The 11,379-nt window shown below is 70.6% G+C and carries 11 protein-coding genes; 6 read left to right on the plus strand and 5 right to left on the minus strand.

The window, feature by feature from the left end; translation table 11 throughout:
- The first annotated feature begins 147 nt into the window (after positions 1–147).
- On the plus strand, positions 148–1,212 hold the full coding sequence (locus FNH08_RS09580; RefSeq protein ID WP_152770963.1) for a M23 family metallopeptidase: 1,065 nt from the start codon (positions 148–150) through the stop codon (positions 1,210–1,212).
- A 14-nt stretch (positions 1,213–1,226) separates the two neighbouring features.
- Here FNH08_RS09580 and FNH08_RS09585 read toward each other — a convergent pair whose 3' ends face one another.
- The 5 genes from FNH08_RS09585 to FNH08_RS09605 form a co-directional block, all read right to left on the minus strand.
- Positions 1,227–2,102, minus strand: a complete 876-nt coding sequence (locus FNH08_RS09585; RefSeq protein ID WP_322724108.1) for an HAD family hydrolase — start codon at positions 2,100–2,102, stop codon at positions 1,227–1,229.
- Positions 2,103–2,268: 166 nt separating this feature from the next.
- Positions 2,269–3,171, minus strand: a complete 903-nt coding sequence (locus FNH08_RS09590; RefSeq protein ID WP_152770964.1) for an LLM class flavin-dependent oxidoreductase — start codon at positions 3,169–3,171, stop codon at positions 2,269–2,271.
- Between the two features lie 45 nt (positions 3,172–3,216).
- The gene (locus FNH08_RS09595) at positions 3,217–3,765 is read right to left on the minus strand and encodes an RNA 2'-phosphotransferase (RefSeq protein WP_152770965.1); all 549 of its coding nucleotides are present in this window, start codon (positions 3,763–3,765) and stop codon (positions 3,217–3,219) included.
- Between the two features lie 167 nt (positions 3,766–3,932).
- Positions 3,933–4,637, minus strand: coding sequence for a MerR family transcriptional regulator (locus FNH08_RS09600; protein WP_322724109.1), 705 nt, complete (start codon positions 4,635–4,637; stop codon positions 3,933–3,935).
- Between the two features lie 85 nt (positions 4,638–4,722).
- Positions 4,723–6,504 (minus strand): SDR family oxidoreductase, encoded by a 1,782-nt coding sequence (locus FNH08_RS09605; RefSeq protein WP_152770966.1) that lies wholly within the window; start codon positions 6,502–6,504, stop codon positions 4,723–4,725.
- 297 nt (positions 6,505–6,801) lie between these two features.
- Here FNH08_RS09605 and FNH08_RS09610 point away from each other — a divergent pair, with 297 nt between their 5' ends.
- The 5 genes from FNH08_RS09610 (at position 6,802) to FNH08_RS09630 (ending at position 10,688) form a co-directional block, all read left to right on the plus strand.
- Positions 6,802–7,794, plus strand: coding sequence for an ABC transporter ATP-binding protein (locus FNH08_RS09610; protein ID WP_322724113.1), 993 nt, complete (start codon positions 6,802–6,804; stop codon positions 7,792–7,794).
- On the plus strand, positions 7,784–8,701 hold the full coding sequence (locus FNH08_RS09615) for an ABC transporter permease subunit (RefSeq protein ID WP_194238434.1): 918 nt from the start codon (positions 7,784–7,786) through the stop codon (positions 8,699–8,701). Before FNH08_RS09610 ends, FNH08_RS09615 begins: the two co-directional genes overlap by 11 nt.
- Entirely contained in the window at positions 8,698–9,609 is a 912-nt protein-coding gene (locus FNH08_RS09620) for an ABC transporter ATP-binding protein (protein ID WP_322724110.1), read from the plus strand. The genes FNH08_RS09615 and FNH08_RS09620 overlap by 4 nt, the downstream gene beginning before the upstream one ends.
- Positions 9,610–9,619: 10 nt before the next feature.
- A complete protein-coding gene (locus FNH08_RS09625; RefSeq protein WP_152770967.1) occupies positions 9,620–10,339 on the plus strand; it encodes an ABC transporter permease in 720 nt (239 codons plus the stop codon).
- A gap of 91 nt (positions 10,340–10,430) precedes the next feature.
- Positions 10,431–10,688, plus strand: coding sequence for an SGM_3592 family protein (locus FNH08_RS09630; RefSeq protein ID WP_152770968.1), 258 nt, complete (start codon positions 10,431–10,433; stop codon positions 10,686–10,688).
- The last annotated feature ends 691 nt before the right edge of the window (positions 10,689–11,379 follow it).

The following is an 11,379-nucleotide window of genomic DNA, read 5'->3' on the forward strand; positions in this document are numbered from 1 at the left end:
CACGTGCGCCCGCAAGCCGCCGTGCGGAACTCCCCCGTGCCGGACCCCTGTTCGGCTCAGCGCGCCTGGTCCATTCGTGGCACTAGATCCCCCGGCCGTACGACTCGAACACGACCTCACGCCCTGGAGCGCGCCACTATCGCTGGCATGCGCTCATCTCGTCGACGTCACCCGTTGCTCGTCCCGGTGCTGTTGTGTGCCTGCGCCGTCCTCGTCGCACCGCCGACGGCGGCCGAGGGCGACAGCGGGGGCACGGGGTTGTCCGGTGCCCCCGGCTACAGCGCCCGGGTGGTGGCACTGTACGAGGAGGCGGCCGTGGCGACGCAGCAGTACGAACTGGGCCGGAGCGAAGCCGAGGCGCAGCGGGCACAGGCGCAGCGGCTGGAAAAGCTCCTGGTGCGTGAGCGGGAACAGATCGCGGTGCTGCACGAGGACCTCGGGCGGATCGCACGTGCCCGGTACCGAGAGGGCGGCGGACTGCCGTACACCGTGCAGTTGCTCCTCGCGGACAGCCCGGAAGAGCTGATGCGCGGTCACCGGGTCGTGCGCCAGGCGAACCTGGCGGTCGACAAGGCCGTGTCCAGAAGCCGCCGGGCGGAGGCGAGGCTCGCGGCCGACGAGAAGCAGGCCGTTGCCGAGTGGCGGAAGCTACAGCGGCGGAACGCGGATCTCGCCGAGACGAAGCGGGCGATCGAGAAGAAGCTCGAAGACGCGCTGTGGATGCTCCAGGGACAGGCCGACGCGTCGGCGGCAGCGGGTGCGTGCCCGGGAGCCACCCGGCTCGGCCAGCCGCCCACGGGTACCCAGCGCGCGTGGGTCGCGCCCGTGGAGGGGTACGTGCTGTCCGCGGGCTTCGGCAGTGGCGGTGCGCGCTGGGCGAACCGGCACACCGGGCAGGACTTCGCGGTGCCCGTCGGAACGCCGGTCCGGGCGGTCGGGGCGGGGCAGGTCGTGCGGGTGTCCTGCGGGGGCGCCTTCGGCCTCCAGATCGTCATCCGGCACCCCGACGGCTACTACACGCAGTACGCGCACCTCGCCTCCCTCGCCGTGGACCCGGGCGAGCAGGTGGCCACCGGGCAGTGGATCGGACAGGCCGGCACGACCGGCAACTCCACCGGCCCGCACCTGCACTTCGAGGTACGGATCACACCGGAACTGGGGTCGGGCATCGATCCGGTGCCGTGGCTGCTGAAGCACGGTGTGGATCTGTAGGCCCACCTGGCCCGCTACGCCCGCGACCGCTCCGCCACCAGCTGCTCGATGACGACGGCGACTCCGTCCTCGTTGTTGGCGATGGTCTGGCCCGAGGCCGCGGCGATCACATCCGGGTGCGCGTTTCCCATGGCGTACGACCGGCCCGCCCACGTCAGCATCTCGACGTCGTTCGGCATGTCCCCGAAGGCGACGACCTCCTCGTGGGAGATGCCACGCTCGGCGCAGCACAGCGCGAGGGTGCTGGCCTTGGAGACGCCGGGGCCGCTGATCTCCAGGAGTGCGCTGGGGCTGGAGCGGGTGAGGGTGGCCCGGTCACCGACGGCGAAGCGGGCGGTGGCGAGGAAGTCGTCGGGGTCGATCTCGGGGTGGTACGCGAGGATCTTGAGCACCGGCTCGTCGGCGGCCACCCCGTCCGGGGCCAGCAGCTTCTCCGCGGGCGCGAGGGTGTCGGGGGTCTCCATGTGCAGCTTCGGATACTCCGGCTCCTGGTGGAAGCCGTACGTCTGCTCGACGGCGTAGACGGTTCCCGGCGCGGCCGCGCGCAGCAGCCGTATCGCGTCGAGCGCGTTCTCCCGCGCGAGTTCCCGGATCTTGACGAAGCGGTGGGCGCCGGGGCCGCCGTGCAGGTCGACCACGGCGGCACCGTTCCCGCAGATCGCCAGGCCGTGGCCGTGGACGTGGTCGCTGACGACGTCCATCCAGCGGGCCGGCCTGCCGGTGACGAAGAACACCTCGATACCCGCCTCCTCGGCGGCCGCGAGAGCGGCGACCGTGCGCGCGGACACCGACTTGTCGTCGCGCAGGAGGGTGCCGTCGAGGTCCGTGGCGATCAGTCGGGGTGGGACGGTCGGGGCCGGCGTCGCGGGCTGGCTGGTCGCTGAGGTCACGGCCTCATTCTCGCTCAGGTGCGCGCACGCCCGTGCGGGGGGCCGCACAGGTGAGTGATCGCTGTCCCCATCAGCGTCGTGCCGTCCGTCGTGACCGTCCGGCGTGACCGGCTCCGTGCCGTGCGTGCTCGTCCCAGCCGTGCGGGCTCATCCCAGCCGTGCGGGCTCATCCCAGCTGTGCCGCCGCTTCCATGGCGATGCGCTCGAAGACCTTCTCGTCCGCCGCGAAGTCCGAGTCGGGGATGGGCCAGTGGATCACGATCTCGGTGAATCCCAGTTCCGCGTGGCGGCCGGCGAAGTCCACGAAGGCGTCGAGGGAGTCGAGCGGGCGACCGCGGTCCGGGGTGAAGCCGGTGAGCAGGATCTTGTCGACGCCCGCGATGTCCCGGCCGATTGCGGCGCACTCGTCCGCCAGCTTCTCGGCCTGTCCGCGAAGGGCCTGGACCGACTGTTCGGGAGTGCCCGTCTCGTACAGCCGGGGGTCTCCGGTGGTCACCCACGCCTGGCCGTACCGTGCCGCCAGCTTCAGTCCGCGCGGCCCGGTGGCGGCCACCGCGAAGGGCAGCCTGGGGCGCTGTACGCAGCCGGGAATGTTGCGTGCCTCGTGTGCGGAGTAGAAGTCGCCCTCGTACGACACGGAGTCCTCGGACAGCAGTCGGTCGAGCAGGCGCACGAACTCGGCGAAGCGGTCGGCGCGCTCGCGCGGCGACCACGGCTCCTGACCGAGTGCGGTGGCGTCGAAGCCCGTACCGCCGGCCCCGACGCCGAGCGTGACACGGCCACCGGAGACATCGTCGAGGGAGATCAGCTCCTTGGCGAGCGTCACCGGGTGCCGGAAGTTCGGCGAGGTCACGAGGGTGCCCAGCCGCAGGTGGTCGGTGGCGGCGGCCGCGGCGGTCAGTGTGGGGATCGCCCCGAACCACGGGCCGTCCCGGAAGCTCCGCCACGACAGGTGGTCGTAGGTGTACGCGGCGTGGAAACCGAGCTGCTCGGCCCGCTGCCACGCGGCACGCCCGCCTTCGTGCCAGCGGACGTACGGGAGGATCACAGTGCTCAGACGCAGACTCATGCCCCAGAGCCTAAGCCGCGGCGAGGTGCGGGGTGGTGAGGGTGATCAGTGCGGTTCGGGAAGGCGCAGGTACCGCGGTGGTACGGCCTCGGTCAGCCACACACCGTTAGCGCTGACGTGGAACACGTGGCCGTCGCGGTGCATGGCGCCGGCGTCCACGGAGAGCACGACCGGACGGCCGCGGCGGGCGCCGACGCGGGTGGCGGTCTCGCGGTCGGGCGAGAGGTGTACGGCGTGCCTGGTCATGGCGCGCAGTCCCTCGGCCCGGATGGCGTCCAGGTTGCGGGCCACGGTCCCGTGGTAGAGGTACGGCGGCGGTGTCGCCGTGGGCAGGCCGAGGTCGACCTCGACGGTGTGGCCCTGGTTGGCGCGGATCCGGGTGCCTTCGACGGCGAAGCGCTGCTTGTCGTTGGCGGCGACCACGTGGTCGAGCTCGGCCCTGGTGATCCGGAAGCCGTGCGCGGCGGCTGCCGCGATGAGCGTGTCGATCTCGACCCAGCCGTCGCCCGAGAGCGTGAGCCCGATCCTCTCGGGCTGGTGGCGCAGGTGCTTCGACAGGTACTTGGACACCTTGACGGTGCGTCGATCATCCATCCGTTTCGTCCGTTCGTTCCTTCATGCCGCCAGCGTGCCTGGAGAGACGCGGATCACGCACGCGATTTTGATCCGGATGTTTGATCCACAGCGAAGTACGGTTATCCACAGGGGAATTGGCGATCCTGTGGACAACTCAACGTCCCTTCATTCCCTTCAGGGGTTCTTCAAGGTGTTTCGCCAAAATTACACTTTTTAGTGTGATGTGCCGCGAGAGCGTCCAAGGTCCTTGCCCGCACCTCCCGTTCGGCAGCGATCGCGACGAACTCGGCGGCGCGCTCCGCGCCAACCAGCTCCTCCACCGCTCGCATGGTGGCCGCCGGTACCGGCACCGACCGCGTCTCGTCCGTGCGCTCCACGGGCTGCTCGGAACCCAGGTGACGTCGCAGGTGCCGGTGGGCGAACAGGCTTATCGCGCGCGCGAGTTCGGGGCTCGGCACGAGGAACACGTCGTCCTGTCCGGGCACCGGCTCTAGTACGCCCAGCTCGATCACGTCCGCCACCGCCGCATCGTCCGGTACGCCGCCGAACCACTCGTCCAGCTCGGTCCGCGAGATCCGCGTGGCCTCCTCGTCGGTCCACGGCCCGTCGGCCTCGGCGACCAGGCCGAGTACGCCGCCGAGACCCCGTCCCGCGTCCCAGGCATCCAGGAGCTCCTTGATCGAGGCCAGCGTGTAGCCGCGGTCCAGGAGGCCGGCGATCTGCCGGAGGCGGGCCAGATGGGTGTCCGAGTACACATTGGCCCGGCCCCGGCGCTCGGGGCGGGGGAGCAGCCCGCGGTCCTGGTAGGCGCGGATCGTCCGGACCGTGGCGCCACTGTGGTGCGCCAGGTCCTCGATGCGGTACGCGACGCCGACCGACTCGTCGTTCACGGTCCCTGCCTCTCCACACCCCCGCGCGATGCTCGTCCCTCAGCCCCAGCCTGAGCCTCAGCCCCAGCCGGTTACTCCAGTCGCCTCACAACGGTGGCTCCAGTCGTGCGATCGCGCGCAGGGCCCTCGGCGCGAAGCGGGACAGAAGACGGCCGCCGCGGGCTTCCGGGGTGACCGGGACGACGGCCTCGTTGCGCACGACGGCGCGCAGGATCGCGTCCGCGACCTTCTCCGGCGGGTATTCGCGCAGTCTGTACAGCCGCGCGGCTTTCTTCTGGCGCCGTTTCTCCTCTTCGGCGTCGACGCCCGCGAAGCGCGCCGTCGAGGTGATGTTGGTGTTCACGAACCCCGGGCAGATCGCCGTCACCCCGATGCCGCGGCCGGCCAGCTCCGCGCGCAGGCACTCGCTGAGCATCAGGACGGCCGCCTTGGAGGTGCTGTAAGCGGGGAGCGCCTTCGACGGCAGGTACGCCGCCGCCGACGCGGTGTTGACGATGTGGCCGCCCTGGCCGCGCTCCGCCATCTGCCGGCCGAAGAGCCGACAGCCGTGGATCACACCCCACAGGTTGACGTCGAGGACCTTCTTCCAGTCCTCGGGGGCGGTGTCGAGGAAGGACCCCGACAGCCCGATCCCGGCGTTGTTCACCAGCACGTCCACCACGCCGTACTGCGTGGCGACCCTCTGGGCGAGCTTCTCCATGGCCTGCTCGTCGGAGACGTCGACCGGTTCGGCCCATGCCTCGGGAGCGCCCGCCAGGCGGGACAGCTCCGCCGTACGGGCCGCGCTCTCCGCGTCCCGGTCGACGGCCACCACGCGCGCGCCGGCCTCGGCGAACGCGAGGGCGGTGGCTCGCCCTATGCCGCTGCCCGCTCCGGTGACCAGCGCCAACTGCCCGCCGAACCGGTCGGCGTACTTCCCGGTGCCCGCCGAAGCGGGACTGCCGTCCTCGGTGGACGTCACGAACCCGCTGATCCAGGCGGCCAGCTGATCCGGGCGCGTCCGCGGGATCCAGTGCCTGGCCGGGAGGGTCCGACGGGTCAGCCGCGGGACCCACAGCTCCAGCCCGTCGTAGAGCCGCTCCGACAGGAACCTGTCCTCCAAGGGCGTGATGAGCTGTACGGGCGCGTGTGCGTACGCGTCGTCACGGGGCCGGGACAACCGGGCCCGGACGTTGTCCCGGTACAGCCACGCGCCGTGTGCCGCGTCCGCGCCCACCGAAGGGGTTGGGTAGTCCCCGGCGGGGAGTTTCTCGGCCCGCTGGAGCATCCGGGGCCACCGCTTGCCGAGAGGGCCGCGCCAGGCGAGCTCCGGCAGGAGCGGAGTGTGCAGCAGGTAGACGTACCAGGACCTGGCGCCCTGGCCGAGGAGCTGGACCGCCCCGCGCGGCGTCGGACGCCTCACGCGCTGCTTGATCCAGTGCCCGAAGTGGTCGAGGGACGGCCCGGACATCGACGTGAAGGACGCGATCCGGCCCTCGGTACGCCCGATCGTCACGAACTCCCAGCCCTGCACCGAACCCCAGTCGTGCCCCACGAGGTGCACGGGCCGGCCGGGACTCACCGCGTCCGCGACCGCCAGGAAGTCGTCCGTCAGCCTCTCCAGGGTGAACCCGCCGCGCAGCGGCCGCGGAGCCGTCGACCTGCCGTGCCCGCGCACGTCGTACAGGACGACGTGGAAGCGGTCGGCGAGGCGCGGCGCGAGTTCGGACCACACTTCCTTGGAGTCGGGGTAGCCGTGCACGAGGACGACCGTGGGCTGTCGGGGGTCGCCCAGCTCGGCGACGCACAACTCGACGTCACCCGAACGCACCCTGCGTTCCCGCGCGCCGTCGAGGCCGCCGCCCGGCGCCTGTCCCCTGTGGCTCATGCCTGTCCCTTCAGCTTGGGCAGAGTGGTCGGAGAACCCGTACGGCGACGTCCTCGCTCGCGGTGCTTCGACCGCGCTACGCGTCCGTAACCTGACACTGACGAATGTGACCATGGTCGGCGGCTGCGTCAAGAGCCGTGCGGGGCGCCTGTGGACACTCGATGCCCGTCGGCGGCGTCCGGTTGTTCGACCTCAGGGTGACCCCTACGGGCCCGTAATACTCGAGAGTGACTCACAGACAGCTCTGCGGGGTGACGACCGGCTGTGGTCCGCGCCACTAGCGTCGGAGACGTGACTGTGATCGCGACCGAAAGCCTGAGCAAGCGGTTCCCGAGGGTGACCGCGCTTGACCGGCTCTCCGTGGACGTCGGGCCCGGTGTGACGGGACTCGTCGGTGCCAACGGAGCCGGCAAGTCCACACTGATCAAGATCCTGCTGGGTCTGTCCCCGGCCACCGAGGGCCGTGCCGAAGTGCTCGGACTCGATGTCGCCACCAAGGGCGGTGCCATCCGTGAGCGGGTGGGATACATGCCGGAGCACGACTGCCTGCCGCCCGACGTCTCGGCCACCGAGTTCGTCGTGCACATGGCCCGCATGTCCGGCCTCCCACCCACCGCCGCGCGCGAGCGCACCGCGGACACACTGCGCCACGTCGGCCTGTACGAGGAGCGGTACCGCCCCATGGGCGGCTACTCCACGGGCATGAAGCAGCGAGTGAAGCTCGCCCAGGCCCTGGTCCACGACCCGCAGCTGGTCTTCCTGGACGAGCCGACCAACGGCCTCGACCCGGTCGGCCGCGACGAGATGCTCGGCCTGATCCGCCGCATCCACACGGAGTTCGGCATCTCGGTCCTGGTCACCTCCCACCTGCTGGGCGAGCTGGAGCGCACCTGCGACCACGTGGTCGTCATCGACGGCGGCAAGCTCCTGCGTTCCAGCTCGACCACGGACTTCACGCAGACCACGACCACACTCGCGATCGAGGTCACCGACACCGACGAGCACCCGGACGGCACCCGGGTGATGCGCGAGGCGCTCCTCGCGCGCGGGATGGAGACCCACCAGGGCGACGGCCTCCCCGGGGCGGGACACATCCTCCTGCTCACCGCGCAGGGGGAAGAGACGTACGACCTCGTACGCGACGTGGTCGCCGACCTCGGCCTCGGACTGGTCCGCATGGAGCAGCGCAGGCACCACATCGCGGAGGTCTTCAAGGACGACGACGAGCGGGCGGACGCCACGGCGGGCGCACCGGGCGCACGGAAGGAGGCGGTCGGTCATGGCGGTTGAGCAGCCACAGGCGCAGGCCATGGCGCGCGCGGGTGAACAGACCCGCATCCACGACATCGGCTACCGCAGCTACGACGGCCCCCGCCTGGGCCGCGCCTACGCCCGCCGCTCCCTCTACTCGCAGTCCCTGCGCGGAGCGTACGGGCTGGGCCGTTCGGCCAAGTCCAAAGTCCTGCCGATGCTGCTCTTCGTGGTGATGTGCGTCCCCGCGCTGATCATGGTGGCGGTAGCGGTCACGACGAAGGCGAACGACCTGCCCGTCGACTACACGCGCTACGCCGTCATCATGCAGGCCATGATCAGCCTGTACGTGGCGTCGCAGGCACCTCAGTCCGTCTCGCGCGACCTGCGCTTCAAGACCGTACCGCTGTACTTCTCGCGCCCCATCGAGACCGCCGACTACGTGCGCGCGAAGTACGCGGCGCTGGCCTCGGCGCTGTTCATCCTGACGGCCGCCCCGCTGCTCGTGCTCTACGTGGGCGCGCTGCTGGCCAAGCTCGACTTCACCGACCAGACCAAGGGATTCGCACAGGGGCTCGTCTCCGTGGCACTGCTCTCGCTGCTCTTTGCCGGCATCGGCCTGGTCATCGCGGCGGTCACCCCACGCCGTGGCTTCGGCATAGCGGCCGTGATCGCCGTACTGACCATCTCCTACGGCGCCGTATCCACCCTCCAGGCCATCGCGGACGCGCAGACCAATACCGAAGCCGTCCCCTGGATCGGCCTGTTCTCGCCCATCACGCTCATCGACGGGGTGCAGACCGCCTTCCTGGGCGCGAGCTCGTCGTTCCCCGGCGCGGTCGGCCCCGGGACCGGTGAGGGTGTCGTCTACGCCCTCGTCGTCCTGGGCCTCATCGCCGCCAGCTACGGCCTCCTGATGCGCCGCTACCGGAAGGTGGGTCTGTGACCACGCTCTCCATCGACAACGTCTCCCGCTGGTTCGGCAACGTGGTCGCCGTCAACGACATCACCATGACGGTCGGCCCCGGCGTCACCGGCCTGCTCGGTCCGAACGGCGCCGGAAAGTCCACCCTCATCAACATGATGGGCGGCTTCCTCGCCCCCTCCACGGGCTCCGTCACGCTCGACGGCAAGCCGGTCTGGCGCAACGAGCAGATCTACCGGCACATCGGCATCGTCCCCGAGCGTGAGGCGATGTACGACTTCCTCACGGGCCGCGAGTTCGTCGTCGCGAACGCCGAGTTGCACGGCCTCGGTGAGAAGGCCGCCGGGCGGGCCCTCGCCACCGTGGAGATGGAGTACGCGCAGGACCGCAGGATCTCGACCTACTCCAAGGGCATGCGCCAGCGTGTGAAGATGGCGAGCGCCCTCGTCCACGACCCGTCGCTGCTCCTGCTCGACGAGCCGTTCAACGGTATGGACCCGCGTCAGCGGATGCAGCTCATGGAGCTGCTGCGACGCATGGGCGACGAGGGCCGCACGGTGCTGTTCTCGTCCCACATCCTCGAAGAGGTCGAGCAGCTCGCGTCCCACATCGAGGTGATCGTCGCCGGACGGCACGCGGCCAGTGGTGACTTCCGCCGCATCCGCCGCCTGATGACCGACCGCCCGCACCGTTACCTGGTGCGCTCCAGCGACGACCGTGCCCTGGCCGCCGCGCTGATCGCGGACCCGTCGACCTCGGGCATCGAAGTCGACCTCACCGAGGGCGCGTTGCGCATCCAGGCCGTCGACTTCGGCCGCTTCACCGCGCTGTTGCCCCAGGTGGCCAGGGACCAGGGCATCCGCCTGCTGACGGTCTCGCCGTCGGACGAGTCCCTCGAGTCCGTCTTCTCTTATCTGGTCGCGGCGTAGGAGGCCGAAGATGTACGACCCCACAGTCGCCCGGCTCACCTACCGGGCCCTGCTCGGCCGCCGTCGGGCCCTCATCCTCGGCGCGCTGCCCCTGCTGCTGATCGTGATCTCGGTGGCCGTGCGCGGCTTCAGCGGGGCAGACGACCAAGTGGCCGCGGACGTGCTCGGCGGGTTCGCGCTCGCCACGATGGTGCCGATCATCGGTGTCATCGCGGGAACTGGTGCGATCGGACCCGAGATTGACGACGGTTCGGTGGTGTACCTGCTGTCCAAGCCCGTGAAGCGGCCGACGATCATCTTCACCAAACTGATCGTGGCGATAGCCGTGACCATGGTCTTCTCGGCGGTTCCGACCCTCGTCGCGGGCCTGATCCTCAATGGCAACGGCCAGCAGATAGCGGTCGCGTACACGGTGGCGGCCCTGGTCGCGTCGATCGCGTACGCGGCGGTCTTCCTCCTGCTGGGCACCGTGACACGGCACGCGGTCGTCTTCGGTCTCGTCTACGCGCTCGTCTGGGAGGCCCTCTTCGGCTCCCTGGTGTCCGGTGCGCGCACGCTCAGTGTCCAGCAGTGGGCCCTGGCGGTCGCTCAGAAGGTCGCGGGCGGGGATCTCGTCACCTCGGACGTCGGGCTGCCGACCGCGGTGATCCTGCTGGCCGCGGTCACCGCGGGAGCGACCTGGTACGCGGGCCAGAAGCTGCGGACGCTGAAGCTGGCCGGGGAGGAGTGACCGGACGCCCGGGGGTCTCCCGGTCTTGACAGTGGCTTCACACGTGTCCGGGCACACTGGGCAAAGGGGATGGACGACCAGGAGGACGGGGATGGCAGCGGAGGATCCGCAGAGCGAGGCCGAGGGGGCCAATGGGGCCGGCGCCGGGTCCGGTGACGTCTGGGACGACGTGGAGCTGGACGAGGACTTCATACGTTCCGCGGAGACGTCCGAGCCGTCCGCGCGGGCCCGGATGCTCGCCGCCCGCTGGCGCAACCAGGCCCCCGATCCTCAGCCCTGGCGGTCCGACGAACCGCCCGCGGGCTGGTTCTTCAGTAAGGCCCGCCGACGGAAGTGGCGCCGCCGGTAGACCCCCGTTCAGGCCGGGCCACGGGTGGCTTGCGTGGCTGAGCTCTGGTCGGCTGAGCCTCGGCCCTGGTGGGTCGAGCGGGCGATCTGTGCCGAGTGGGTCGACCTGGGCCGGGCACGTCGGCCGGTAGCTTTGGGCCGCTGAGTGGCGTTTTATTCGGTGGCGTCCGACTTGGTGCACCAGGCACAGTGGAGCTGTCCCCGATGCCGGTGTGAGCCGGCGGCACGATCTGGGAGCGGGGTCAGACGCCTCCGTGCGTCAGGCTCCCGGCAGGGCAGCCCGCGGTGGGTTCCGGAGAGCCACCTCTCCGTCGAGCCCGTCCCGCATGGGGAGCTGCCCGGGGCGGCCGCTTCGAGCGCGCGATCCCGCGCGGGCCGCCCCACCCGGGCATTGCCTCGGTGGCTCGGTGGACTCGGATCCGCCGAGCCACCCAGGTGTCTCCCACCGCCCGGCACCCACCGCGTCCTGTCAGGTATGCGGGTGGGTGACAAGCTGGGCACGCGGGTGGGCGACAAGCACGCGTCGCCTCCGTCAACACACCTGACCGAGGTCCGGGTTCGGGCCCGCAGCGTGGTGGTCTCCTCCAGGCGCCCGGCCGCCTAGGGCCTGTCGTTTGGATCACGCCGGCTTCGGCCCAGGGCTCCTTGTGACCGCAGATGTGCGTGCCAAGCCCCGCGGCCCAGGCGTGATC

The sequence above is a fragment of the Streptomyces spongiae genome (genome assembly GCF_009377185.1).
Lineage (GTDB): Bacteria > Actinomycetota > Actinomycetes > Streptomycetales > Streptomycetaceae > Streptomyces > Streptomyces spongiae.